The sequence below is a fragment of the Stenotrophomonas rhizophila genome, assembly GCF_003651185.1.
Lineage (GTDB): Bacteria > Pseudomonadota > Gammaproteobacteria > Xanthomonadales > Xanthomonadaceae > Stenotrophomonas > Stenotrophomonas maltophilia_Z.
Genome location: NZ_RCDC01000004.1, coordinates 600,496 through 626,258, shown reverse-complemented (window position 1 = coordinate 626,258; position 25,763 = coordinate 600,496). Strand labels below are relative to the sequence as shown.

Genomic DNA, 25,763 nt, shown 5'->3' with positions numbered 1-25,763 from the left:
CATGTCCTTCAACGCCCTCCTTGCGACCAAGACCGGCGATACCATCGCGACCGGTCTCGTCCAGCTGACCGAGCAGGATCTGATGCCCGGCGACGTCACCGTTGCCGTGGAGTACTCCACGGTGAATTACAAGGACGCCCTTGCGCTGAGCGGCCGTTCGCCGGTGATCCGCACCTTCCCGCTCATTCCCGGCATCGATCTGGCCGGTGTGGTTGAAACGTCCACCCACCCGGGTTTTGCGCCGGGCGATCGCGTGCTGGTCAACGGCTGGGGCTTGAGCCAGACCCACCATGGCGGCTATGCGCAGAAGGCGCGGGTGCCAGGCGAGTGGCTGGTGAAGATTCCCGCGGCGTTTTCCAGCCGCGATGCGATGGCGGTCGGTACCGCCGGCTACACCGCGATGCTGTCGGTGCTGGCGCTGGAGCATGGCGGCGTGTCACCGGATCAGGGCGACATCCTCGTCACTGGCGCGAACGGCGGTGCCGGGTCCATCGCGATCGCACTGCTCTCCACGCTGGGTTACCGGGTCGTCGCGTCAACCGGCCGGCTCGAGGAATCCGCCTATCTCAAGGAACTGGGTGCGGCAGAGATCATCGACCGCGCGACGCTGTCCGAGGCCGGTGCGCCGATCGCCAAGGAACGCTGGGCCGGTGCGATCGACGCGGTGGGCAGCCACACGTTGGCCAATGTGCTGGCGCAGACGCGCTACCGCGGCGTGGTGGCGGCGTTCGGGTTGGCCCAGGGTGCGGATCTGCCGGGTTCGGTGCTGCCTTTCATCCTGCGCAACGTGACGCTCGCCGGCATCGATTCGGTCAACGCGCCTTACGCCGCGCGCGAGCAGGCGTGGACGCGCCTGGCGGCCGATCTGGACCTGGGCAAGCTGGCGCGCACCACGCAGATGATCGGTCTGGCCGAGGTGCCGGCGCTGGCCGACCAGGTGCTGCAGGGGCGTGTGCAGGGCCGCACCGTGGTCGACGTCAACGCGTGATCCAGTCGCGGCACTAAGGCGGGTGGGGGCCCGGCAGCTGCTTGACCAGCTGTTCGGCCATGGCCTTGTAGATCGGCACGCGGCACACCAGGCCGGAGACGCCGCGCGCGACCAGCACGGTGGCCAGGATGGGCAGCAGCATATCGCTGCTGTCGGTCAGCTCCAGCGAGATGACCGCCGAGGTCAACGGTGCCTGGGTGACGCCGGTCAGGTAGGCACACATCCCCAGCAGCACGAAGATGCGTTCATCGACCGTCGGCATGAGGGCGGCGAGGTTGTGGCCGAGCCCGGCGCCGACGGCCAGGGCGGGCGAGAACAGGCCGCCGGGAATACCGGCGACGTAGGAGACCAGATTGGCGACAAGCTTCATCAGCCCGAACTCGTGACCCACCGAAGGTGCTCCCTGCACCAGTCCCTTGGCCTGCTCGTAGCCGGTGCCGAAGGCCCCTGCGCCAAACGCTGCGCCCAGCAGCACCAGGGCGAGCCCGCACAGCGCCGCCAGCAGGACCGGATGGCGCTGGCGCAGCGTGCCCAGCCAGCGTGGTCTGCCTTCCATGGTCAGCAGCACGGCTTTGGCGAACAGGCCGCCAAGCAACCCCGCGACGGTGCCGCACAGCACGATCGCCAGCCAGGCCTGCCCCAGCGGCAACGTGGCACTCACCTTGCCGAAGTACGTGTAGTTGCCGAGCAGGCCCAGCGACACCACGCCACCCACGATGACCGCGGTGAGCAGCGTGCCGGAGAAGCGGTGCTCGAAGCGGCCGCTGAGCTCTTCGATGGCGAATACGATGCCCGCCAGCGGCGTGTTGAACGCCGCCGCGATGCCGGCTGCGCCGCCGGCGAGCAGAAAGTGCGACAGCTCTTTCGGATCGCGGAACCCGAACCATCGCCCGAACATGTACATCACGCTGGCACCGACGTGCACGGTAGGGCCCTCCCGGCCCACCGAGGCGCCCCCGAGCAACGACAGCGTGGTCAAGGCGAGTTTGCCTGCCGATACGCCCAGCGAGAGATTCACACGCCGGAACGTGGGCGTCGGGATCTCCAGGGCCGCGATCACCTGCGGAATCCCGCTGCCGCGGGTGGGCTTGAGCGCGCCACTGGTCAGCCACGCCAACAGCGCGAACACGGTTGGGGTGAGCAGCAGCGCCCACCAGATCGAATGGGCGATGATCGACTGGAAGACCCGGAAGGCCGCATCACTGGCCTTGGCAAACACGATCGCGACCAGGGCGACAGCCACGGCACCGCCCCACAGGGCCGCACGGCGCTTCCACGCATCCCTGGACAGGAGAGGGCGTTGAGGGTCTGGCGAGGTCATGGGGCGGATTATCCCACGGTGATCCGCCGGTCCTTTTCACCCAATCTGTCGGTTTGCGCTTTCAAACGCGGGTGCCAGCGCGGTGCCAGTGCAGGCACGCTGCGGGTTCACGTGCCGGGGGTGTCCGTGCCGGGCAGGCGGTGGATGACAGCGTCGTAGGGAACAAGGTCGAGGAAGGCGGTGACGTCGACCGCCTTGCCCGCGCGCATCCGGAATATCCAGACGTAGTCGTTGCGATACGGCCTGCCGTCCCGGGCCACCGCGTTGCCGGCCCACTGGATGATCACATGCTCGCCGTCCGCCCAGATCTGTCGGGAGGTCGGGCGGACCGGCGTGCGTAGCCGGCTGACGAAGGGAAGCACCGCGCGGGCGATGAAGTCCTCCCGCCCGCGGTAGGTGCCTGAGCTCGGGCTGGAGCCGGCGATCGTCCACACGACCTCGGGTGCGAGCACTTCGTCGAAGAACGCCGTGCCACCGGCCGCCCATCGATCGAAGGCCTCGGTCACCACCTGCTTGTTGTGCGCCGTGTGCGGCAGGGTGGCTTCAGCCGCCGCGGCGACCGGGATCAGTGGCCCAACGGCGAGCGAGGCCACCGTGATGGCCATGGCGAGCATCCCGCCAAAGGGAGAGGTTGCCATGGCTTATCTCCGCCCGCTCAGCGTGGCGGTGCCGAAGATCAACTGCTGGGCCATCGGCCGGCCGATGAAGCGGGCGGGGAAGATCGGTGCCGGTGCACTGGCCTCATCCAATCGGGCCAGATGCGCCTCGCTCAGCACGACGGTGAGGGCGCCGAGATTGTCTTCGGCCTGCGCCACGGTGCGTGCGCCGATGATCGGCGAGACCACCGCGGGGTTGGCCAGCGTCCAGGCAATGGCCACCTGCGAGCGCGTCACGCCCAGTTCCTCCGCCACGTCACCCACCACTGCGGCGATTGCCAGCGAGCGTTCGTTGAGATGACCGATCGAGGCGATCACCCCTTTGCGGCTGCTTGCCACGTCCGCACCATTTTCGTCGGAGAGATCGGCGCGGGTGTACTTGCCGGTCAGGATGCCACCCCCCAGTGGCGACCACGGCAGTACCCCCAAACCCATCGCCTTGGCCATGGGCATGAGTTCGTGCTCCACGGTGCGCTCGACCAGGCTGTACTCGATCTGCAGCGCGATCAACGGCGACCAGCCGCGCAGGTCCGCCAGGATCTGCAGTTCGGCGACGCGCCACGCCGGGGTGTTGCAGATGCCCAGATACTGGACCTTGCCGGCGCGGACGAGATCGTCCAGCGAGCGCATCACTTCGTCCGGGCGGGTGGTGAAGTCCCAGGCGTGTACGTACAGCAGATCGATGCGATCGGTATCCAGCTGGCGCAGGCTGGCTTCCACCGAGCGCACCAGGTTGTAGCGGTGGTTGCCGCCGGCATTGATGTTGGCCGGGTCGCGCGCCATGGTGAATTTGGTGGCCAGCACCAGCCGGTCGCGCTGGGCCTTGGCGAAGCGGCCGAGGATGCGTTCGGCGGCGCCGTTGGTGTAGTTGACCGAGGTATCGATGAAGTTGCCGCCGCGGTCGACGTAGGCATCGAAAATCCGCTGGGCTTCAGCGTCATCGGCGCCCCAGCCCCAGTCGGCGCCGAAGGTCATCGTGCCCAGCGAGAGGGGGGAGACGCGCAGCCCGGAACGGCCGAGCAGGCGGTAGTGATCAAGCGAGGCAGGGGACGTCATGCGAAGGATCTCCGGGGCGGGCAGGGCGGTGCCTGCGTGGGCTCCCATTGTTCTGGCGCGTCGCGTTGACCCGGTAGCCGGGTCCTCCGGCATGCTTGCACGATCGTACAAACACGACGGATGATGTCGACCTGTCCTGCCGCGCCCATGGAGACCTGCATGGCCCCGCTCGCGTTGTTCCGTGATGCCATCGCCCGGCATGCACCGCGCGATGGCACCTTCGCGTGCCGGCTGCCCGGGGTGAAGCTGATCCGTTGCAGCACCGCGACGCTGCCCATGCCGGTGATCTACGAGCCCACCGTGTGCTTCGTCGCCCAGGGCCGCAAGCGTGCCCTGCTCGGGTCGAGCGTTTACTACTACGATCCGACCCGTTATCTGGTGGCGTCGGTCGGGCTGCCGGTGATGGGCTCGGTGATCGAGGCGACCGCGACGCAGCCGTATCTGAGCCTTCAGGTCGATCTCGATGCGGCGGTGCTGGGCGAGCTCGCGCTGCAGTATCCGCAGCCTGCCGGCGAGCCAGCGGTCGCCGCGGGCCTGGCGCTCGACACGATGACACCCGGGCTGCTGGATGCCGCCACGCGGCTGGTCTGCTTGCTGGATTCACCGGACGACGCCGAGGCGCTGGGGCCGCTGGTGCTGCGCGAGATCCTCTATCGGCTGTTGACCGGCCCCAACGGCAGCGTGCTGCACGCGATCACCCGCGGCGACAGCCGGCACGGCCAGGTTGCCCGCGCGATCCTGTGGATCCGGGCGAATTTCCGTGGTGTCTGGCGTACCGATGAGGTGGCGCGCGTTGCGGGCATGAGTCGTTCGAGCTTCCATGCCCATTTCAAGGCGGTCACGGCGATGAGCCCGCTGGACTTCCGCACACAGTTGCGGATGCAGGAGGCGCGCCGGCTGATGGTCAATGACGGTCTGGATGCGGCCGATGCCGGCCACCGGGTGGGCTATGAGAGCCCCTCACAGTTCAGCCGGGACTACTCACGGCTGTTCGGCATGCCACCGGCAACGGACGCGCAGCGGCTGAGGTTGGCGGAGGTGTGAGCGTGCCGGTGCTTGCGCGATGACATCGGGAGGAGCTGCGGGACACCGTGGTGTGGCCGCACTCCCATGATGCCCGCGATGTAAGCGGAGGTGCCGCCGGTCAGACCGGGGCGAAACCGCGGGTGGTCTTCTTTTCGTTCTTTTCCGCCTTCTTTTCCTTGGCGGTCTTGGCAGGTTTCTTCTTCTGCTCTTTCTGTTTGTTCAGGCCTTTGGCCATGGCGACGCTCTCCAGGTGGGTTGCAACGGAGGCGAGCATGGCACATCCGGTGTCGGCCGGCGCATCGGCGTGCGATGGGTGCGCTGAAGTGAACCCGGGGTGCGCCCGGTCATGGCGCAGGCATATCCCGATAGGCCGCCTCGCTGCTCAGCACCTTCAGTCCATCCGGACCACCGTGCAGCCGCCGCTGCTCAGCGACCGCCTGCTGCCATTGCAGGCGATAGCCGCTCATGTCGGGGTCGGCCAGTAGACACTGTCCGGTGTCGAACGCGCACCGAAGATGGCCTGGCCCACGCGTACCACGGTAGCGCCTTCTTCGATGGCGATCTCGACGTCACCTGACATGCCCATGGAGAGTTCCTCCAGGCTGACGCCCGGCGGCAGGGTGGGGCGCAACCGGTCGCGCAGGTCGCGCAGGCGCGCGAAGCACGGGCGTACCTGTTCCGGATCCGGCGAGAACACCGCCAGGGTCATCAGCCCGCGCACGCGCAGGTTGGAGAAGGCCGGCAGCTGCTGCACGAAATCGGCGACCTCGATCGGGTCCAGACCGTATTTGCTGTCCTCCCCGGAGGTGTTGACCTGCACGAACACATCCAGCGTGCGCTGCTCCAGTTCCAGCCGCTGATCCAGTGCCTGTGCCACGCGCAGGCTGTCCAGCGCCTGGAACTCGCTGGCGAAGCGTGCGACGTCACGTGCCTTGTTGGTCTGCAGGTGGCCGATCACCGACCAGCGCAGGCCGGGCAGGTCGGCCATCGCCGCGGCCTTGCGCTGGGCTTCCTGCACCTTGTTCTCGCCCAGCTCATGGCAGCCGGCCTCCCACGCCAGGCGCAGGCGGGCCTCATCGACGGTCTTGCTGACCGGCAGCAAGCGCACGCTGGCCGGGTCGCGGCCGGCCAGTGCGCAGGCGCGGGCGATGCGTTCGCGGACCATCGCCAGGTTGTGGCGGATCTCGTCGACAGTGGTGGCCTGGGGCCAGGTGGGGGCAGCGATGGGCATGGGGAGCTCCGGAAGCGGGGACGGCTGCGGCGCGTCGGCGCGCCGGCAGGGCGGTCCCGTAACACCGGACAGGTTGTCATAGCGCTACCCGAAAATCACCGCCCGCCGATGTCAGGGCGCCGCAGCGGCGTTCGGGCTGACGTAGTGCGTCTGTTCGTCGTCGTTGAGGAAGATCAGTTCCGGTTTGCCCTGCCAGGAGGTCAGCATCGCGCCGGTGCTGTTCTGGTGCTTGACCACCAGGGTGGCGCCGCGATCCGGGTTGGCGGTGACCTTGAATACCTCGGTGGTGCCGGTGGCATCATCGAGGGTGAGGATGGCCTCGTCGCCGACATCGGCGGTGCCGTAGCCGCCACGCTCGGAGCCATCGGCGCCCAGCAGGATCAGGCCTGACAGCGGTGACGCGCGCGGCCCCTGGGTGACGCCCTTGGTGAGCGGATCGGGGACGGGGGCGCCGAGAATCACCCGCGCCTGGCCACTGGCATCGCGGATCACCAGGCCACGGGCGGTGATGACACGCTCCTCGGACTGGCTCTGGTGCAGGCGCAGCGCGGTCCAACCGGAAACGATCAGGGCGAGGCTGGAAACGACCAGCGTGGTGATGGTCAGCGCGCGCGACATGTGGCTCTCCGGATCCTTGGAAGGCTGCGACCATACCGGATAGGGCATTCACGACACCAGTCGGAAAAGTCTGGAATTACATTCAGAGCGTGAGGTCGGTCACGGGATGGCTCAGCGGAAATCGCGGCTGTGGGTACGCACGCCGTCGATCAGGGTGTCGATGTTGTGCATCTGGCGGACGATCAGGTGCTGCACGCCGTCCACGCGTTCGAGCCGGCCATCGATCTGCATCAGTTGCGCTTCAACCAGTACGCGATGCTGGCGGTCGGCGATCTTGCGCCAGACCACGGCGTTGACCATGCCGCATTCGTCTTCCAGGGTGAGGAAGGTGACCCCGCTGGCGGTCTGCGGGCGCTGGCGCATGCGCACCAGCCCGGCAAAGCGCACGCTGCGCCCGTGCGGCAAGGTAGCCAGTTCGTCGGAGCGGTGGCAGCGGCGTTGGCGCAGCTGGCTGCGGATGAAGGAGACCATGTGCCGGCCCAGCGTGGTGCCGGTGGTGTTGTAGTCGGCCTGCATGTCCTCGAACGCGCTGGGCAGCGGCAGCGGGACGGCGGCTTCGGCGGTGGCGCGTGCAGCCTCGAACAGCGGCAGCGGCTTCTCCACGCCGGAGACGTCCCAGCGCGCGCGATGGCGATGGCCGCTCAAGCCCTTGAGTGCGCCGGCATCGGCCAGCAGACCCTGATGGCGACGGTCCAGCTGCGCGCGCTGGCTCAGGTCGGCCACGCTCTCGAAGGGCGCGCGCTGGCGAGCCTGCACCACGCCGGTGGCGACCGCCTCGCTGAAGCCATCGACCAGACGCAGGCCCAGGCGGATGCCGAACGGCCGGCCCGGCGAGGTGGGCGGCACCAGCGTGCAGTCCCAGTCGCTGTAGCGTACGTCCACCGGCAACACCGGTACGCCGTGGCGACGCGCGTCCTGCAGGATCTGGTCCGGGGTATAGAACCCCAGTGGCTGGCTGTTGATCAGGCTGGCGGCGAATGCGGAGGGGTGATGGCACTTGAGCCAGCAGCTGACATAGGTGATCAGCGCGAAGCTGGCCGCATGGCTTTCCGGGAAGCCATAACTGCCGAACCCTTTGATCTGCTCGAACAGGCGCTCGCCGTATTCGCGGCTGTGGCCCCGGCTGGCCATGCCGGTGAGCAGCTTGTCGCGGTGCGGCTCCAGCCCGCCGTGGCGCTTCCACGCGGCCATCGAGCGGCGCAGCGCGTCGGCTTCGCCGGGGCTGAAGCCGGCGGCGGCGACCGCCAGCTGCATCACCTGTTCCTGGAACAGCGGCACGCCGAGGGTGCGTTTGAAGACCTTCTCCAGCTCGGGGGGATAGTCGACCTCTTCGATGCCTTCTTCCTTGAGCTTCTTCCGTCGATTCAGATACGGGTGGACCATGTCGCCCTGGATCGGGCCGGGGCGCACGATCGCCACTTCGATCACCAGATCGTAGAAGCAGCGCGGCTGCATGCGCGGCAGCATCGCCATCTGCGCGCGCGACTCGATCTGGAACACGCCCAGGGTGTCGGCGCGGCAGATCATGTCGTAGGTGGGGCCATCGCCGGAGGGGATATCGGCCATGCCCATCTTCGGCTCGCCATGCGCTTCCAGCATCGCCAGGCATTTGCGCACGGCGGTGAGCATGCCCAGTGCCAGGCAGTCGACCTTCATCAGCCCGGTGACATCCAGATCGTCCTTGTCCCACTGGATCACGGTGCGGTCGGCCATGGCCGCGTTTTCCACCGGTACCATCGTGGACAGGGGATGTTCGGAAATCACGAAACCGCCCGGGTGCTGGGACAGGTGGCGCGGGAAGTCGACCAGTTCGGCGGTCAGCGCCACCACCCGCCGCATCAGCGGGGTCTCCGGGTCGAAGCCGCGCTCGCGCAATGCCTCCGGCAGCGGCTCGTGGCTGCTCCAGCGGTCCAGGCAGGCGGCCAGTTCGTTGACCTGGTCTGGCGGCAGGCCCAGCACCCGGGCCACATCGCGCACCGCGCTGCGCCCCCGGTAGCTGATCGCCACCGCGGTCAATGCGGCGCGTTCGCGACCGTAGCGGTTGAACACGTACTGCAGCACTTCCTCGCGGCGTTCGTGTTCGAAGTCGATGTCGATGTCCGGCGGCTCATCGCGTTCGGCGGAGATGAAGCGCTCGAACAGCAGCGCCATCTCGCTGGGGTCGATCTCGGTCACGCCCAGCACGTAACACACCGAGGAATTGGCGGCCGAGCCGCGGCCCTGGCAGAGGATCTGCTGGCGGCGCGCGAAGCGCACGATGTCGTGCACGGTCAGGAAGTACGACTCGTACTGCTTGGTGTGAATCAGCGCCAGTTCGTGTTCGATCTGGTGGCGTTGCTGGGGCGTCTCGCCCGCGGGCCAACGCCATTGCATGCCTTCTTCCACCAGCACCCGCAGCCAGCTGGCCGGGTCGTGGCCGGCTGGCACCAGTTCGCGCGGGTAGGTGTACTTCAGTTGCTTGAGATCGAAGTGGCAGCGCTCGGCGATGCGCACGGTTTCGGCCAGCAGCTCGGGCGGGTACAGGGTGGCCAGGGCCTGGCGGGTACGCAGGTGGCGCTCACCGTTGGGAAACAACCGCCAGCCAGCTTCGCCGAGCGTGCAGTGGTGGCCGATCGCGGTGAGGGTGTCCTGCAGCGCGCGGCGGCGGCGCACGTGCATGTGCACATCGCCGCTGGCCACCAGTGGAATGCCCTGGTCGCGGCCGAAACGACGCAGCCGTTGCAGGCGCGCACGGTCGTCGGCCTCGCGGTGCAGTTCAACCGCCAGCCACAGCCGCTGCGGAAAGCAGGCCTGCAGCCACTGCGCATCCTCGATGCCCGGGGTAGGGTCTGCCCACAGGCACAGCAGGCCGGCGTGCAGCTGTGCGATGTCGCTGCGCAGGCAGCGGTACTCGCCCTTGGGCGCGCGCCGGCGGCAGGTGGTGATCAGCTGGCACAGCGCGGCGTAGCTGCCCTGATCGGTGCACAGCAGCACCAGTTTCGGGCCGTCCTCCAGCTGGAATTCGGCACCGGTGATCAGGGGCAGTGCGTGCTTCTTCGCGGCCTGCCAGGCGCGCACGATGCCGGCCAGCGAGCACTCATCGGTGATCGCCAGCGCGTGGTAGCCCTGGCCTTTGGCACGCGCGAACAACTCCTCGGCGATGGACGCGCCGCGCTGGAAACTGAAGGCCGACAGGCAATGCAGTTCGGCGTATCCGGGCAGCGATGCGCTCATGCGAACCAGCCATGCAGCATGAACGGTCCGCTGCGTGCATCGGCGGCGGTATAGGCCCAGCCGCGCTGGCCTTGCGGCGTTTCGATGACGTAATAGTCGCGGCGGATGTCGCCGGCATCCCACCAGCCCGATTCGATCCGCTCCGGCCCGGACAGGATGCGCAGATGCGGATCCTGCAGCGCCTGCGGCTGGGCCAGCAGCCAGCCCGGGCGCATCGGCAGCACCGGGGGCGGGGGCTTGGGCGCACCCTGGGCGTCACCGGTCGCGTGTTCGGGCCGATGGTCGGCGCGCAGCCCCAGCCCTTGCACGGCGTCATCGCCGAGCCGGGCGCGCAGGCGCTCGCGCAGCTGTTCCCACGGCATTGCCTGCTGCGGGCGCGGGTCGAACAGATCGCGTGCGGCCGGGACGAACGGCGGCAGTTGCTCGGCCTGCAGGCGCAGGCCGCGGCTGCCCGCTGGCAACTGCAGATGATCCACACGGTTGCGGGCCAGCTCGAACAGCATCGCCGGTTCGCGCTCGGGCGCGAGCAGGCCGATCGAGAGGCGCGTATCGGGGTGGTGTTCGTGTTCGAACCACAGATCGAACTGCAGCACGCCGCCATCGCGCGAACACAGGAACGCGGCCAGATCGGCGGTCAGGCGCCGCAACGGGAACAGCATGGCCTGGGTGGACTCGACCTCGTACTCGAACTCGATGCGCGCATCGAAGCGGTCCGGCGGCTGGAAATAGCGCAGCGGCGGCGTGCTGATCCCGCGCAGCGCATCCAGGTGCGCCAGTACCTGCGGCGGGAAGCGCCGGGCCAGGCTCTCGCGCGGCAGGCCGAATGCCGCGCCCAGTGTGCGCAACCCCGAGCGCGCCAGCACCGTGACCGCCTCGGCCGGCAACCCGCTGCGTTCGATCGGCACCTGGGCCAGGGCCGCCTCCACCTGGTGCGCAGCCACGCCGAGCCGGCCATGCACGCGGGCCAGTACGCTGGCGGCATGCGGATTCGGTGCGGCCACCAGCCGGTGGCGGAAACCCAGTTCGGTCAGGCCACGGGTGAGCCGCTGCTCGACCTCCGGCCAATCACCGAACAGCGCGCGGCTGGCCCGGATCTCCAACGCCAGCGCGTGCGGGAAATCCAGGCTGACCTGCGAGCTGATGCCGTACAGCCAACTGGCCAACAGCTGGCGGGTGGCCTGTTCGGCGCGCGGGTCGTATTCCACGGTGAGCATGTCGCGGGTGAGCACCTGCGCAGCTGAGAGCAGCATGCCGCGGCGCAGCCCCAGCTGCCGCGCCGAGGGACTGACCGCATGCAGCACGCGCCGCTGCGCCGGGCCGGTGACCAGCACCAGCGGCGCGGCCGGGTCCGGTTGCTGGCGCAGGGCGGCATCCAGCGCCAGGTGCGGCAGCAGCAGGCAGGCCCAGTCCACGGCGGCCGCTCAATGGGCCACGGCCAGCGGCAACGGCTGGGCCGGTGCCAGCCCGCCACGGCATTTGAGGACACGCACCTGGCCATCGTCGAGCTGCAGGCGCAGCGCGGCCGGGGAGGGGTTGCGCGCGTGCCGGGCATCGCGGAAGGAAAACCCCAGGCACTGGCCGGTTTCGGCCGCCACCTGCAGCCGGCGCAGCGCGCGGTCATCGGCCTGTTGCGGCCAGCACAGCACCGCCGCGCACGCGGCCGAGCGCAGGCATTGTTCGGCGGCCCACAACGCATCGCGCGGGCTGGCCTGGACCACCTGCACCTGGTTCAGCGCCAGCCCGGCGCGGGCCCACGCCGGGGCATGCGGCAGGTGCGGCGGGGCGATCAGCACCACGGTCTGCTGTTGCTGGCTCAACCGCGCCAGCGTCGGCCAGACCAGGGCCAGCTCACCGACCCCGGGCGAGGCCAGCAGCACCTCCGACAGCGCCGAGGGCGGCCAGCCACCGCCCGGCAGGCGGGCATCCAGCGCCGGGTGGCCGGTCGGGTGCGGGGCCACCTCCGGGAAGGCCGCACGCGGCTGCCCCCGCCAGACCCGGCGGGTTTCCAGCAGCCGGTCCAGGGCCAGCACGGCGCCCATCAGCGGGCCTCCCGGCAGGGCTGGAGCAGGTGGAAACGGGCAGGAAACAAGGGCATGGCGGCGAGTATCGGCAGCACGCGTGTCAAAGGCTGAGACCGACAATCCTACCCGCAATTAGTAAAAATGCTAACGAATTCGGCGGCCGGATTCCCAACCCGTTGGGGGTGATGAATGCTTCAGGAGAGCGGAATGGCAGCGCGCCAGATGGGATGGCCACGCGCGTGATGGAGGGCATCCACGCATGGCGTGGATCTACTCAGCGCCCCTGCGGATCGGGCCGGTGGTGCACGTACTCGACCACGGTGCCGTCCGGATGCACGGCGTTGAAAGCCGCCCCGGTGGGCACGACCTGCAGTGGAAAGATGATCTGCGCCCCGGCCGCCACCAGCCGGTCGTAATAGGGCTGCACGTCATCCACCAGCAGCGTGCCGGTGGTGGAGGTGAACGGGGCCAGCTTGTCCGGCGCGCCCTCGATCAGCAGGAACGCCCCGACCATCGCCAGGCGCAGGCCGGCCTCGGGGAACGGAAAGCCCGCATCGGCGACCACGCCCTGCAACTGCTCGTAGAACGCCACCCGTGCTTCCAGTTCGCCCGGGCCGACGAACACCCGGATCAGCACCCGCGGGCTGCGTTGCCGGGAGGTGTCGTTGCGGTCGCGCCAGAGTTGATCGAAGTGGCGGTGTGGGGGCATGCGGCGGCTCCGGGACGTGAGCGCTCATTATCGAGCCGCGATCCGCCTGGAACCGGGCAGGCCTCATGACCACCGGTGATGGCGTGATAACCCGGCATCGCCCACCAGGCCAGCAACGCCAGCAGCGACACACCGGCACCCGCCGTGCAGACCCCGGGCCAGCCGAACGCGGCATACAACGCACTGCCGGCCAGCGCCCCCAGCCCACTGCCGGCCGCGTAGAACAGCATGTAGGCGGCGATCACCTGCGCCTGCGCATGCGGGGCTGCGGCCAGAATCCGGCTCTGGTTGGTCACGTGCAGCGCCTGCACTGCCATATCCAGCAGCAGCACGCCGAGCACCAGCCAGCCCAGGTGGTGGGGCATCGCGGCGATCGGCAGCCAGCTCAGCAGCATCAGCCCCAGGGCGCCGGTGGTCACCCGCCCGGCATGGCCCCGGTCACTCCAGTGCCCACTGCGTGCCGCCGCCAATGCACCGAGCAGCCCGACCAGCGCGAAGGCACCGATGGCGGTGTGCGTGAGCGCATACGGCGGCGCGCCCAGCGGCAGGCTCATGCTGCTCCAGAACAGGCCGAACACGGTGAACAGCAGCAGGCCCAGCACGCCGCGCTGGCGCAGCACCGGCTGTTGCCGCAGCAAGGCGATCAACCCGGTGCGTGCGGTGGGTGGCGTCGCCACCGGCAGCCGTGGCAGACGCGCCCACAACAGCGCGCCCGTCACCACCATCAGCGCCGCCGAGAGCAGGTACACCGCCCGCCATCCGCCCAGATCGGCCACCGCGCCGGCCACGACGCGTGCCAACAACAACCCGACCACCACGCCCGCCTGTGCGGCGCCGACCACGCGGCCGCGCTCGTGCCCGCCTGCAGCGGCGGCGGCATAGGCGATCAGCCCCTGGGTCATCGCGGTGCCGAGCAGGCCCACCGCCAGCATGCCCAGCAGCAGGCTCCAGGCCTGCGCGGCCAGCGCGACGGCCAGCAGGGCCAGCACCAGGCCACCGGTCTGGATCGCCATCAGGCGGCGGCGGTCCACGCGGTCACCCAGTGGCACCACCCATAGCAGCGCCGCCACCGACCCCAGCTGGGTGGCGGCGATCACCGCGCCGATGCGGGAGGTGCTGATCTGGAGATCGGCGGCCAGCGCGTCCAGCAAGGGCTGGGCGTAATAGACATTGGCCACGCTCAAACCGGCGGCGCAGGCGAACAGCATCAGCAGGGCGGAGGGGAGGCGGGAGGCAGGGGGTCGGGCGATGATCGCCATATGTAGTCTCAAAATAGAACCAGTTGATTCTGGGGTATGTGGTTCTAAAATGAAACCTAGAAAGGAGGCCGCTCATGACAACCGATGCCACTACCCCCTGCCCGGTGGGGCGCGCGCTGGATCTGGTCGGTGACCGCTGGTCGCTGCTGATCGTGCGCGAAGCTTTCGACGGGGTGCGCCGCTTCAGCGATTTCCAGCGCCGCCTGGGAATGTCGCGCAGCATGCTGAGCCAGCGCCTGCAGGCCTTGCTGGAAGCGGACGTGCTGGCGCAGCAGCCGCTGGGCGAAGGCCGCAGCTATCAGGAATATGTGCTCACCGAGCGCGGTCGCGCGCTGTTCCCGCTGGTGGTGGCGCTGCGCCAATGGGGCGAGGCCTTCCTGTTCGCACCCGGCGAGCCGCGCTCGGTGCTGCAGGCCGACAGCGATGGGCAGCCCTTGGCCCCGATGCAGCCGCGCGACCAGCGTGGGCAGGTGGTTGAGGGCGCCGACACCCGGGTGATGAAGCCGCTGTCGCCCTGATTTCGCGCGGGTTGCGGTGTCTCAAATGTAAGCATCCTGTTGACAGGCATGAACACGCTCGCCCACTCTTCCGGGGTGGGGCGCTGGTCACGGGCTCCCGGGTGGTGCGGCTGTCACGACGGGCGGAGGGGCCTGGACGTAGTCGTCATCGCCTTGCGTTGTAAACGGTTCCGCGCGCCCGCGCGTGGTTCCCGCCGACATGGCGCTGCACCCTTCTGCGGCAAGACTCCCTGGATTTATTGCGCAAGCAAAGGTGTTTCGTCCGCTCATGAAAACGATTTCAAAGCCCCTGGCCCTGACGGCCGCCATCGCGCTCTCGCTGAGCGCTTCCGCCTGGGCTGCTGCCCCGGCCGCCGCCACCGACGCGTTCACCGTGCTGACCCTGGAACAGACCCCGGGTGAGCTGGACGCCGCCGTGGTCGCCGCGCAGCTGGAGCAGCTGCAGGTCGATGCAGTGACCGTGCGCAACGTGGAGCGCCGCGCCGACCGCGTGGATCCGCTGCAGGGCCTGGCCGATGCGCTGGGTTATCACTATCGTTTCGTGACCGCCGATCCGGCCGCCGCGCAGCAGACCGGCAGCGTCGTGCTCACGCGCCTGCCGATCGAGGCCGAATCGGGCACCGAGCAGCCGTCGCTGAATTACCTGCGCCTCAACGATGGCCGCCACGTGGTCGCGCTGTACACCAGCGCCGCCGATGCGGCGGCACTGCCCCCGCTGGTCACCGGTTCGCGCCTGGGCGCGCCGGCCGTGCTGCTGGGCGCGGTCAGTGCCGATGCAGCCACCACCGCAGGCTTCGATCCGTCGCGCGTCGCGCTGGAAGCCAATGAAAGCTACTTCAGCGATGGCTTCCAGTCCGCCACGTCGGCGGCGATCAAGCTGCGCACCCATGACGGCAAGAAGGGCACCACCGCCGCCACGCTGCTGACCCTGGGGTATGCCGCGCCGGTCGGTGGCGACACGCCGTGGATGGACACCGGCCTGAACGCCGATGCCCGTGCCAAGGCGCTGGTCGCGCAGATGACCGTGGATGAGAAGTTCCAGATGCTGCACAGCTACTTCGGGCTGGGCAAGGATGGCGGTCCGCTGCCGGAAGGCGCGGTCGGTTCGGCCGGTTTCGTGCCGGGCGTGCCGCGCCTGGGCATTCCGGCGCAGCAGTCGGCCGATGCCGGTGTCGGCGTGACCAATCCGGGCGGCCTGCGCAAGGGCGACCACGCCACCGCGATGCCGTCCGGCCCGTCCACGGCCTCCAGCTGGAACCCGGATATCGCCTTCGCTGGCGGTGCCACCATGGGTCGCGAAGCCTGGCAGCAGCGCTTCAACATCCTGTTGGCCGGCAGCGTCAACCTGCAGCGCGATCCGCGCAATGGCCGCAACTTCGAATACGCCGGTGAAGATCCCCTGCTGGCCGGTGTGCTGGTCGGTGAGTCGATCCGCGGCGTGCAGAGCCAGCATGTCATCTCCACGATGAAGCACTTCGCGCTCAACGACATGGAGACCTCGCGCAATTTCCACAGCGCCGAGATCGGCGAGCAGGCGATGCGCGAATCGGACCTGCTGGCCTTCGAGATCGCCATGGACATCGGCAAGCCCGGTTCGGCGATGTGCTCGTACAACCGCATCAACGGCACCTACGGCTGCGAACACGATTACCTCATGAACGAGGTGCTCAAGCAGGAATGGAAGTTCCCCGGTTTCGTGATGTCCGATTGGGGTGGCGTGCACAGCGGCTCCAAGGCGGCGCTGGCCGGCCTGGACCAGCAGTCGGCCGGTGAAGTGTTCGACAAGGCGGTCTATTTCGACGAGCCGCTGCGCCTGGCCGTGGCCGGTGGCGTGGTGCCGCAGGCGCGCCTGGACGACATGGTGAGCCGCATCCTGCGCACCATGTTCGCGCACGGCAATTTCGATCTGCCGCCGGTGCATGAGCCGATCGACGACGAGGCCGGCTTCCACGCCGCGCAGCGCACCGTCGAAGAAGGCAGCGTGCTGCTGCGCAATGCCGATGACCTGCTGCCGCTGGGCAAGGACGTGCAGCGCATCGTCATCATCGGTGGCCATGCCGACAAGGGCGTGATCGGTGGCGGCGGTTCCTCGATGGTGGGCTGGACCGCGCGGGGCACCAATGCGGTGCCGGGTGTGATGCCGACGACCTGGCCGGGCCCGGTGATCTTCCACCCGTCCTCGCCGCTGGAAGCGCTGCGCGCCGAGCGTCCGGATGCCCGCATCGATTACGTGGATGGCCGCGATGTGGCTGCCGCCGCGCGCGCTGCCGCTGCCGCCGATGTGGCCATCGTGTTCGCCACGCAGTGGTCGGCCGAATCGGTCGATCTGCCGCACATGCAGCTGCCGGACAACCAGGACAAGCTGATCGCCGGGGTGGCCAAGGCCAACCCGAAGACCGTGGTGGTGCTGGAAACCAATGGCCCGGTCGAGCTGCCGTGGCTGCAGCAGGTGCCGGCCATCCTGCAGGCCTGGTACCCGGGCATCCGGGGCGGTGAAGGCATCGCCGCGCTGCTGACCGGCAAGGTCAATCCGTCCGGTCGTCTGCCGGTGACGTGGCCGACCGATGTCAGCCAGCTGCCGCGCCCGCACGTCAACGGCCTGGGCTTCAATCCGAAGAACAAGCCGGATGACACCATCGACTACGACATCGAAGGTGCCAACGTCGGCTACAAGTGGTTCGCCGCCAAGGGCCTGACCCCGCAGTATGCGTTCGGCCATGGCCTGTCCTACACCAGCTTCGGCTACGACAACCTGCAGGTGGTGGTGGAAGGCCAGCGTGTGGTCGCCAGCGTGGACGTGCGCAACACCGGCAAGGTCGCCGGTGCGGACGTGCCGCAGCTGTACCTGCAGCTGCCTCAGGGCAGCACCACGCCGATCCGCCTGATCGGCTTCCAGAAGGTGACGCTGCAGCCGGGCGAAAGCCGCCGTATCCGCATCGAAGCCGAGCCGAAGACGCTGGCCAGCTTCGATACCGCTGCCAAGCAGTGGAAGATCGCCGGTGGGCAGTACGAAGTACAGCTCTCGCGCGCGGCCAATGCACCGGTGCAGCGCGTGCCGCTGGAGCTGGCCGAGCAGGTCGTCCGCTGAGCTGACGGGCGGGGCACGACCGTGGGTCGTGCCCCCGGTCACCCCGGCAGGTGCTCGCGCAGGTGCGCCAGCAGCAGCCGGACCCGTCGCGAGGGCTGGGCGGTGTTGGGATACACCGCATAGACGCCCTGGCGCGGGAAACGATGACGGCGCAGGATCGGCAGCAGCCGGCCCTGCGCCAGATCGTCATCGATCAACCACTGCGGCAATACCGTCGCGCCGGCCCCGGCCAGCGCGAATGCGCGCAGGGTGGAGGCGTTATCAACTGTGACCACCGCATGGGCGGGGTTGCAGGCAAACAGCTGGTCGCTGCCATCCGGCGCCACCAGCGGCAGATCCGCCAGGCGCGGATACCCCAATCGTGGCAGCGTACGGACCCAGTCCGGATCATCGCGCGCGGCATCATCCGGCAGCATGGACAACAACGACGGCGCGGCGACCGCGCACAGCGCGTGTTCGTCCAGCAGAGTCGCGCGCAGCTGCGAGTCCTGCAGCCGCCCCAACCGGATCGCCAGATCGAACCGCTCGGGAATCAGGTCCGCCGGCGCCGGTGAGGTGGACAGGTGCAGGCGCAGCTCGGGATGCAGGGCACGGAACGACTCCAGCACCGGCACGACCCGGGCGATCGCGTACTCCGGCGTGGTGGTCAGCCGCAGCGTGCCACGCAGTTGCAGCTGTTCGCTGCGTGCCTCCTCGATCGCCAGCTCGGCAGTCGCCAACAGGGCGGTGCAGTGCTGGTAGAAGCGTTCGCCGGCCTCGGTCAGTGCCAGGCTGCGGGTATTGCGCACCAGCAGGGTCACGCCGAGTTCCTGCTCCAGTCGCTTGAGATTGAAACTCACCACCGCGCGGCTCTGGCCGAGGCGCTGCGCGGCCGCGGTCAGGCTGCCGGCATCGACAATCGCCTTGAAGGTCTCGAAGCGGTCCAGGCTGACCATGGCGGCGCTCTGACTGTCAAAAAAGGTTTGACAGTCTGGCATCCGGTTGCCCGTATATCCAGCCACCGCCAACGCGCATGCTGCCGCCTCGCAATTGGAGCGCCGCATGACATACCGGGCCAGGGTGGAAACGCTGTACCTGCTGGGATTCTCGCTGGACCTGGTGAACATGTTCATCGGTACCGTCGCGTATCCGGCCATCGCCGCCGACCTGCAGGCCTCCGTGCCGCAGCTGGCGTGGATCGGCAACGCCTACATGCTCGGCCTGACCCTGGTGATTCCACTGGGCAGCTGGCTGGCCGCGCGCCTCGGCGAGCGCAGGGTGCTGTGCCTCTCGCTGGTCCTGTTCACCGCGGGCGCTGTGCTGGCAGGCACCGCGCCGAGCATCGAGTGGCTGATCGGCTGGCGCCTGCTGCAGGGGCTGGGTGGCGGGCTGTTGATTCCGGTGGGGCAGGCGATGGCCTACCGCGAATGCCCGCCGGCCGACCGCGCGCGTCTGACCGCCCGCATCATGGCGGTGGCACTGCTGGTGCCGGCGCTGTCGCCCACGCTGGGCGGCCTGCTGGTGGAGTGGGGCTCATGGCGCGGCGTGTTGCTGGTCAGTGTGCCGCTGGCCATGGTGGCCTTGGCGCTGGCGGCCGCATGGGTGCGTCCGGGTGCACCGCTGGCGGTGCCGGCGCTGGATCGGCGCGGTCTGCTGCTGGGCTCCGTGGGCCTGAGCGTGTTGCTGGTGGCGCTGAGCCTGTTGGCAGAGCCGGGGCAGCGGATGCTCGGCGCGGGCCTGCTCGTGGTCGCCACCCTGGTGCTGGCGTTGTATGCCCGCAGTGCGCGCCTTACGGATCATCCGGTCCTGCAGTGGTCGCTGCTGCGGCATGCCTCGCTGCGGCTGGCGATGCTGATCTATCTGCTGGTGCCCGGTACGTTCATCGGCACCCAACTGGTGGCCACGCTGCTGCTGCATCGCCAGGGCTACGGGGCCGCAGCGATCGGGGGTTTCATGCTGCCGTGGGCGATCGCCTCGGCCTGCGCCATCGCCACCACACGGCACTGGCTGCCACGCATCGGGGCGCGCCCGCTGTTGACGGCTGGCATGGGAGGCCAGGCGGTCGGCATCGCGTTGTTGATCGGCCTACCGGCCAGTCAGCCGTGGTTGCCGGTACTGGCCTTCGCGCTGATGGGGCTGGGCGGGAGCCTGTGCAGCAGCAGCGCACAGACGCTCGCGTTCCAGACACTGGCGGACGCGGAGCTGCTGCCGGGCAGTGCGCTGTGGAATCTCAACCGCCAACTCAGCTTCTGTCTGGCCGCCGCGCTGTTGGCCTGTGTGCTGGCAGTGCTGTCCTCCGTGCTGCCAGCGCACGCGTTCCCGCTCACCCTGATGCTGGCGGCGGGCATGAGCCTGCTGCCGATGCTTCTGCTATGGCGCCTGCCGGCGTCTTCCCTTGCCTTGAGAGCCTCCCCATGAATGACACGCTTGCCTTCAACGAGATCCATGACCTGCATGTGCTGATCGAAGACTGGTTCACCGGCCGCTCGCCGGTGGCTGCGCTGGACACGCTGCTGGCCCGTTTCAGCGAGGACTTCAGCATGGTCGGGATCCGTGGCATCCGCCTGGACAAGCCCGCGCTCGCCGACCTCTTCGCCTCCGCCCATGGCAGCCGGCCCGGGCTGCAGATCACGGTCGATGCAATGCAGTACCTGCCGCTCGCGCCCGCCGCCTGCGCGGTGCGCTATCGCGAGGATCAGATCGGCGCGGAGGGCACCGGCCATCGACGTGAGGCCTTGGCGGTTCTCGTGAGCCGCCCGGACGGCACGCTGCGCTGGCAGGCTTTGCACGAAACGGTGGTTGGCGGCTGAATGCGCGAAATGGCCACGGAACAGGCCGATCGGCATCTACCGGCGCAGGCCGCGCGGCGCTAGGCTGCGGGAGTTGCCATCACTGCCGGGAGAGCCCCATGCGTGTGCGTGTAGTGCCAGTTGCGCTGTTGAGTCTGATGGTTGCCGCCAGTGTGTCGGCGCAGACCTCGCCGATGACCCCGGACATCCCCGCCAAGGGCTTCGTGACGCCCACGGCGCAGGACAACTACGACAAGCGCGTGGTGATGGTGCCGATGCGCGATGGGACGAAACTCTACACGGTGATCGTGGTGCCCAAGGGCGCCAGGCACGCGCCGATCCTGCTGACCCGTACGCCTTACGATGCCGCCAACCGTGCCAAGCGCATGGATTCGCCGAACATGCGCGACATCCTGCCGCAGGGCGACGAGGTGTTCGTCGATGGCGGGTACATCCGGGTGTTCCAGGACATCCGCGGCAAGTACGGCTCCGAGGGCGATTACGTGATGACCCGGCCGCTGCGCGGGCCGCTCAACACCACGAAGGTGGACCACGCGACCGACGCGTGGGACACCATCGATTGGCTGATCAAGCATGTACCCGAAAGCAATGGGAAGGTCGGCATGCTGGGTTCGTCCTATGAGGGCTTCACCGTGGTGATGGCGCTGACCAACCCGCATCCGGCACTGAAGGTGGCTGCGCCGCAGAGCCCGATGATCGATGGCTGGATGGGCGATGACTGGCTCAACTACGGTGCGTTCCGGCAGGTCAATTTCGGCTATTTCACCGGCCAGCTGGCCAAGCGCGGCAAGGGGCCGTCCATTCCCAGCGTGGGCTACGACGACTACACGACCTTCCTTCGCGCCGGCTCGGCCGGGGACTACGCCAAGGCCAATGGCCTGGATCAGTTGCCGTGGTGGCACAAGCTGATCGAACACCCCAGCTACGACGCGTTCTGGCAGGAACAGGCGCTGGACGCGTGCATGGCCAAGACGGAGCTGAAGGTGCCCACGATGTGGCTGCAGGGCCTGTGGGACCAGGAAGACATGTGGGGCGCGGTGCACAGCTACGCGGCGATGGAGCCGCGTGACACCGGCAACACGCTGAACTATCTGGTGATGGGGCCGTGGCGGCACAGCCAGGTCAACTACGACGGCAGCAGCCTGGGCGCCTTGAAGTTCGACGGGGACACCGCGCTGCAGTTCCGCCGCGATGTGCTCAAGCCGTTCTTCGATCAGTACCTGGTGGATGGCGCGCCCACGGCGCAGACGCCGCCGGTGCTGATCTACAACACCGGTGAAAACCACTGGGACAAACTGCAGCAATGGCCGCGTAGCGTGGCGCAGTCCAGGCCGCTGTATCTGCGCGCGGGCGGCAAGCTGTCCTTCGAAGCGCCGCAGGCGGGTGAGGCGACGTTCGAGGCCTATGTGTCCGATCCGGCCAAGCCGGTGCCGTTCGTGCCGCGCCCGGTGCGGTTCGCTGATCGGGATATGTGGACGAGCTGGCTGGTGAAGGATCAGCGCTTCGTGGATGGCCGGCCGGACGTGCTCACCTTCGTCAGTGAGCCCTTGACCGAACCGTTGCGGATCGGCGGTGCGCCGCAGGTCAATCTGCAGGCAGCCACGAGTGGCAGCGACAGCGACTGGGTGGTGAAGCTGATCGATGTGTATCCGGACCAGACGCCGTCGACGCCGGAGATGGGCGGCTACGAGCTGTCGGTCTCGATGGCGATCTTCCGTGGCCGGTACCGCGAGAGCTTCAGCGATCCGAAGGCGATCGCGAGCAATCAGGTGCTGGACTATAAATTCGGTCTGCCGACCGCGAACCATGTGTTCCAGCCGGGTCATCGGGTCATGGTGCAGGTGCAGTCGAGCCTGTTCCCGCTGTATGACCGCAATCCGCAGACGTTCGTGCCGAACATCTACCTGGCCAAACCGGGCGATTACCAGAAGGCGACGCAGCAGATCTGGCACGCGCCGCAGCAGGCCAGTTTCATTTCATTGCCGGTGTACTGAGCGCAAGCGCGTTCCCGGTGCCACGCCGCGGCCATGAATGCTGCGCGCGGGGGGGGGGTGCCGGGCACATTGCATCGCCAAGGGACAGGCGCTAGCGTGCAGCTCCACTTTGTCTGATGCGACCGATGAAAAGGATGTTCGTGGTAGGCGCGCTGGTCTGGCTGGCAGGCGGCGCGCAGGCGCAGTCGTTCACCGCACTGGGCAACAGTTTCGGCGCCGAGGCGCTGGTGTCCCTGGATGGCCGCCTGCTGGTGCCGCCCAATGGCGCGCGCATGCATCGGCTGTCCGCCGACCGCTGGATGCGTGCGCAGGGCCCCACCACGCCGCAGCAGTGGTACGACGATGCAGGACGACTGCTGCGTGAGGATCGCGGTTATACCGAGTACCACGAACGGTTCGTGCTGCCGCAGGCCGCACCCGGTGATCCGTTGTGGGAGGCGTTCATCCAGGCCGATGGTGAGGCGGTCGGTGGCCGGGCCGTGGTGGATGCGCTGGGTCAGGTTCGTTTTCCAGCGCTGAAGGATGGCGAATGGGTGCCATTGGCGATACCCGATCGCGTGCTGTGGAACGCCCGCAGTGGTCCGCTGCGCTTCCATGACCTGCACGGGCGCGCCGTCATGGAACTGGACGAGCGCCAGGTCCAGTGGGTGGCCGGGCCCTTCGCCGGTCGCCACGTATATGTTGCGTGCAGTGTCCAGGTGCCTGAGCACTGCGACGTGCGGGATGAATCCGGTACGACGCTGTTTTCCGATGACATCGACGCGCTGCTGCCGGTCCCCGACGGTGGCTGGTGGCTGCGCCAAGGCGAGCTGTGGCGGCGGGTGGATGCACAGGGCAGGGCGACGGACAGTGCGCGCTACCAGCAGGATGGTCTGTATCCCCGTTATCGCCAGTATGGCGGCACTGCGGGCCGGCGCGACTGGCCCGAGCAGGTCAACCGGCATGCCACCGGCAGCGCCGACGACACGCCCGAGCCCGGCAGGCTGATGGCCGACGGACACTTTGCCGCACAGCGTGGCAACGTCCGCCTGGATTACTGCGGTGGCCGCTGGCAGGTGCTGGACAACGAGGGCGCCAACTCGCCCACCGCCGCCCCGGCCGCGCTGGCAGCGGTGCTCGACGAGCCCGATGCCGAACAACGGCAGGCACCGCCGTGGCGCGTGCGGCATCCCACCGAGACCGAGACCGCAGCGGTGCTGGACTGCAATGGCGAGGTCGTGTTCGCGCCTTCAGACGTGACCCGGTTCGACGCCGTCGGCACTGGATTGCTTGGAAGGGTCGGCGGCGAATCCTCACCGCGCCTGTGGTGGGATGGACGCACGGCCTACACGGTGCCTGCCGACATGGCCATCGACGAACGCCACGTCACCCCGCCGTTGCTGGTGCTCCGGGGGGAGGCCGCCGGCGTCAACCACCTGTACAACCTCGAGCGTGGCCGCATCGTGGGTCGTCCGTTCGAAGGTGTGGTGCGCATGGACGGTGGCCGGGTGGTGTTCCGCCGGGACGGGAAACTCGGCATGATGCTGGCCGATGGCAGCGAACCGGCGCCGCCGGAGAGCTTCGATATCCTGCCCTGGGGCACGGATCGCACCTGGACGCGCCGCTATCTGGACGGGGGCGATGAAGAGCTGGTCCTGCTGGACGCCAGCCATCAGGTGCTGCTGCGGCGACGCCTGCTGTTCAGTGGTGTGGAACTGCAGTCCACCTGGCAAGGGGATGTGGAAAGCCAGCCGCTGACGCTGGTGAATCTCGGCACGATGCGCTTTGCCGATGGCGAATACTTCGTCCAGCAATGGCTGGATCGCGACGGACAGGTGCTGCTCAGTGACATCAGCTGTCCGGCACCCGGCAATGGCCCGCCCTCGAAGGGGAAGGGCGTCCTGCTCGGGCGCGGGTGGCGCGTGGACAGTGTGCCCACGCGCCCCTGCAAGCTGCCCCGGGCGCTGCTGCCGGTGCTTGCCGGCGGCGATGTGACCGATGCGATGCGCGACCGGTAACCGCGCGCGGATCAGCCTGAAACGCTGGGGTAGTCGGTGTAGCCGTGCGCACCGCCGCCGTACAGCGTGTCCTGGTCCAGCTCGGACAGCGCTACGCCGAGACGGAAGCGCTCGACCAGATCCGGGTTGGCGATGAAGGGGCGGCCGAACGCGATCATGTCCGCGTAGCCCGACGCCACGGCCGCTTCCGCGCGTGCCTGGTCATAGCCGTTGTTGGCGATCCAGGCTCCCTTGAATTTGGCGCGCAGGGCGGCGTAGTCGAAGGCGATGTTGTCGCGTGGGCCACCGGTCGCCCCTTCGATCACATGGATGAAGGCCAGCGGGCCGATGGCATCCAGGCGCTCCACGGCGCGTTCGAACAAGGGCTGCGGGTTGGAATCCTCCGCGTCGTTGGCCGGTGTCACCGGCGACAGGCGCACACCGGTGCGTTCGGCGCCGATTTCCGAGACGATCGCGCGGACCACTTCATCGAGCAGGCGGGTGCGGTTCTCGATGCTACCACCGTAGCCGTCGGTGCGGTGGTTGCTGCCATCGCGCAGGAACTGGTCGATCAGGTAGCCGTTGGCGGCATGCACTTCCACGCCGTCAAAACCGGCGGTGATCGCGTTGCGCGCGGCCTGGCGGAAGTCCTGGATCAGGCCGGGAATTTCGTCCAGGCGCAGGGCACGTGGTTCGGAGACATCTTCAAAGCCCTTGGCCGTGAACGTTTTGGTGTTGGCACGCAAGGCACTCGGTGCTACCGGGACCTCGCCCTCGGGCAGCAGGCTGGTGTGCGAGATGCGGCCGACATGCCACAGCTGCAGCACGATCTTGCCGCCGCGTGCATGCACCGCATCGGTGACCTTCTTCCAGGCGTCGATCTGGGCTTGGCTGTAGATGCCGGGTGTGTCGAGATAGCCCTGGCCCATCGGGCTGATCTGGGTGGCCTCGGCGATGATCAGGCCGGCGCTGGCGCGCTGCTCGTAGTACTGGATGGCGAGCGGATTGGGGATGCGGTCGTTGATCGCGCGGTTGCGGGTCAGCGGTGCCATTGCGACGCGGTTGGCGACGTCGATGGCCCCCAGGCGGGTGGGGGAGAACAACTGGCCGTCATTGGAGTCTGTCATGGGTTTACCTTGGGGGAGGGCGACCGCCATCGGCGGATGAAAGAAGGGATGTGGGCGTACGACCCCGAGCATAGGCCCAGGTGCGTTGCAGTGATGGGAAGGATTGTTGCGAAGCATCCTGTGCACGTTCTGTAACGTTTTCGCGGCGTATGGTCCAGGCATGGGCAGGCACT

The 25,763-nt window shown here is 68.3% G+C and carries 22 protein-coding genes; 8 read left to right on the top strand and 14 right to left on the bottom strand.

The window, feature by feature from the left end:
• Nucleotide 1: 1 nt before the first annotated feature.
• Complete coding sequence (locus tag BCL79_RS02640; RefSeq protein WP_121037074.1) at nt 2-988, top strand: MDR family oxidoreductase; 987 nt, start codon at nt 2-4, stop codon at nt 986-988.
• A gap of 13 nt (nt 989-1,001) precedes the next feature.
• Here BCL79_RS02640 and BCL79_RS02635 read toward each other — a convergent pair whose 3' ends face one another.
• The 3 genes from BCL79_RS02635 to BCL79_RS02625 form a co-directional block, all read right to left on the bottom strand.
• Complete coding sequence (locus tag BCL79_RS02635; protein ID WP_121037072.1) at nt 1,002-2,309, bottom strand: chloride channel protein; 1,308 nt, start codon at nt 2,307-2,309, stop codon at nt 1,002-1,004.
• A gap of 107 nt (nt 2,310-2,416) precedes the next feature.
• Complete coding sequence (locus tag BCL79_RS02630; protein ID WP_259462084.1) at nt 2,417-2,947, bottom strand: nuclear transport factor 2 family protein; 531 nt, start codon at nt 2,945-2,947, stop codon at nt 2,417-2,419.
• 3 nt (nt 2,948-2,950) lie between these two features.
• Entirely contained in the window at nt 2,951-4,021 is a 1,071-nt protein-coding gene (locus tag BCL79_RS02625; RefSeq protein WP_121037068.1) for an aldo/keto reductase, read from the bottom strand.
• A gap of 159 nt (nt 4,022-4,180) precedes the next feature.
• Here BCL79_RS02625 and BCL79_RS02620 point away from each other — a divergent pair, with 159 nt between their 5' ends.
• Entirely contained in the window at nt 4,181-5,065 is an 885-nt protein-coding gene (locus BCL79_RS02620) for an AraC family transcriptional regulator (protein ID WP_121037066.1), read from the top strand.
• Between the two features lie 100 nt (nt 5,066-5,165).
• Here the strand turns inward: BCL79_RS02620 and BCL79_RS20230 are convergent, their stop codons facing one another.
• From BCL79_RS20230 to BCL79_RS02585, 9 genes are all read right to left on the bottom strand, one after another.
• On the bottom strand, nt 5,166-5,321 hold the full coding sequence (locus tag BCL79_RS20230; RefSeq protein ID WP_167390404.1) for a hypothetical protein: 156 nt from the start codon (nt 5,319-5,321) through the stop codon (nt 5,166-5,168).
• Nucleotides 5,322-5,391: 70 nt separating this feature from the next.
• Nucleotides 5,392-5,514 carry a hypothetical protein gene (locus BCL79_RS20445; RefSeq protein ID WP_259462083.1) on the bottom strand — a complete coding sequence of 41 codons (123 nt, stop codon included), beginning with the start codon at nt 5,512-5,514 and terminating at the stop codon, nt 5,392-5,394.
• Nucleotides 5,511-6,278: a YggS family pyridoxal phosphate-dependent enzyme gene (locus BCL79_RS02615; protein WP_121037064.1), complete on the bottom strand. Its 768-nt coding sequence runs from the start codon at nt 6,276-6,278 to the stop codon at nt 5,511-5,513. Before BCL79_RS02615 ends, BCL79_RS20445 begins: the two co-directional genes overlap by 4 nt.
• Before the next feature lie 111 nt (nt 6,279-6,389).
• Nucleotides 6,390-6,896 carry a hypothetical protein gene (locus tag BCL79_RS02610; RefSeq protein WP_121037061.1) on the bottom strand — a complete coding sequence of 169 codons (507 nt, stop codon included), beginning with the start codon at nt 6,894-6,896 and terminating at the stop codon, nt 6,390-6,392.
• Nucleotides 6,897-7,007: 111 nt separating this feature from the next.
• The gene (locus tag BCL79_RS02605; RefSeq protein ID WP_121037059.1) at nt 7,008-10,109 is read right to left on the bottom strand and encodes an error-prone DNA polymerase; all 3,102 of its coding nucleotides are present in this window, start codon (nt 10,107-10,109) and stop codon (nt 7,008-7,010) included.
• Complete coding sequence (locus BCL79_RS02600) at nt 10,106-11,521, bottom strand: Y-family DNA polymerase (protein WP_121037057.1); 1,416 nt, start codon at nt 11,519-11,521, stop codon at nt 10,106-10,108. The genes BCL79_RS02605 and BCL79_RS02600 overlap by 4 nt, the downstream gene beginning before the upstream one ends.
• A 9-nt stretch (nt 11,522-11,530) precedes the next feature.
• On the bottom strand, nt 11,531-12,148 hold the full coding sequence (gene imuA, locus BCL79_RS02595) for a translesion DNA synthesis-associated protein ImuA (protein WP_088433373.1): 618 nt from the start codon (nt 12,146-12,148) through the stop codon (nt 11,531-11,533).
• 256 nt (nt 12,149-12,404) lie between these two features.
• Complete coding sequence (locus BCL79_RS02590; protein WP_070425312.1) at nt 12,405-12,839, bottom strand: VOC family protein; 435 nt, start codon at nt 12,837-12,839, stop codon at nt 12,405-12,407.
• The gene (locus BCL79_RS02585) at nt 12,761-14,098 is read right to left on the bottom strand and encodes an MFS transporter (RefSeq protein ID WP_121037056.1); all 1,338 of its coding nucleotides are present in this window, start codon (nt 14,096-14,098) and stop codon (nt 12,761-12,763) included. Before BCL79_RS02585 ends, BCL79_RS02590 begins: the two co-directional genes overlap by 79 nt.
• A gap of 74 nt (nt 14,099-14,172) precedes the next feature.
• Between BCL79_RS02585 and BCL79_RS02580 the strand changes: the two genes are divergently transcribed.
• Both BCL79_RS02580 and BCL79_RS02575 read left to right on the top strand, forming a co-directional pair.
• Entirely contained in the window at nt 14,173-14,616 is a 444-nt protein-coding gene (locus BCL79_RS02580; RefSeq protein ID WP_121037054.1) for a winged helix-turn-helix transcriptional regulator, read from the top strand.
• A 268-nt stretch (nt 14,617-14,884) separates the two neighbouring features.
• Entirely contained in the window at nt 14,885-17,704 is a 2,820-nt protein-coding gene (locus BCL79_RS02575) for a beta-glucosidase (RefSeq protein WP_121037052.1), read from the top strand.
• 38 nt (nt 17,705-17,742) lie between these two features.
• Here BCL79_RS02575 and BCL79_RS02570 read toward each other — a convergent pair whose 3' ends face one another.
• Nucleotides 17,743-18,639, bottom strand: coding sequence for a LysR family transcriptional regulator (locus BCL79_RS02570; RefSeq protein ID WP_121037050.1), 897 nt, complete (start codon nt 18,637-18,639; stop codon nt 17,743-17,745).
• 106 nt (nt 18,640-18,745) lie between these two features.
• Here BCL79_RS02570 and BCL79_RS02565 point away from each other — a divergent pair, with 106 nt between their 5' ends.
• The 4 genes from BCL79_RS02565 to BCL79_RS02550 all read left to right on the top strand — a co-directional run bounded on the left by BCL79_RS02565 (nt 18,746) and on the right by BCL79_RS02550 (nt 24,484).
• Nucleotides 18,746-20,101 carry an MFS transporter gene (locus BCL79_RS02565; RefSeq protein WP_121037048.1) on the top strand — a complete coding sequence of 452 codons (1,356 nt, stop codon included), beginning with the start codon at nt 18,746-18,748 and terminating at the stop codon, nt 20,099-20,101.
• Nucleotides 20,098-20,493 (top strand): hypothetical protein, encoded by a 396-nt coding sequence (locus BCL79_RS02560; protein ID WP_121037046.1) that lies wholly within the window; start codon nt 20,098-20,100, stop codon nt 20,491-20,493. Before BCL79_RS02565 ends, BCL79_RS02560 begins: the two co-directional genes overlap by 4 nt.
• A 98-nt stretch (nt 20,494-20,591) precedes the next feature.
• Nucleotides 20,592-22,487: a CocE/NonD family hydrolase gene (locus tag BCL79_RS02555; protein WP_121037044.1), complete on the top strand. Its 1,896-nt coding sequence runs from the start codon at nt 20,592-20,594 to the stop codon at nt 22,485-22,487.
• 125 nt (nt 22,488-22,612) lie between these two features.
• Complete coding sequence (locus tag BCL79_RS02550; RefSeq protein ID WP_147433837.1) at nt 22,613-24,484, top strand: hypothetical protein; 1,872 nt, start codon at nt 22,613-22,615, stop codon at nt 24,482-24,484.
• An 11-nt stretch (nt 24,485-24,495) separates the two neighbouring features.
• Here the strand turns inward: BCL79_RS02550 and BCL79_RS02545 are convergent, their stop codons facing one another.
• Nucleotides 24,496-25,590: an alkene reductase gene (locus BCL79_RS02545; protein ID WP_121037040.1), complete on the bottom strand. Its 1,095-nt coding sequence runs from the start codon at nt 25,588-25,590 to the stop codon at nt 24,496-24,498.
• Nucleotides 25,591-25,763 lie beyond the last annotated feature (173 nt).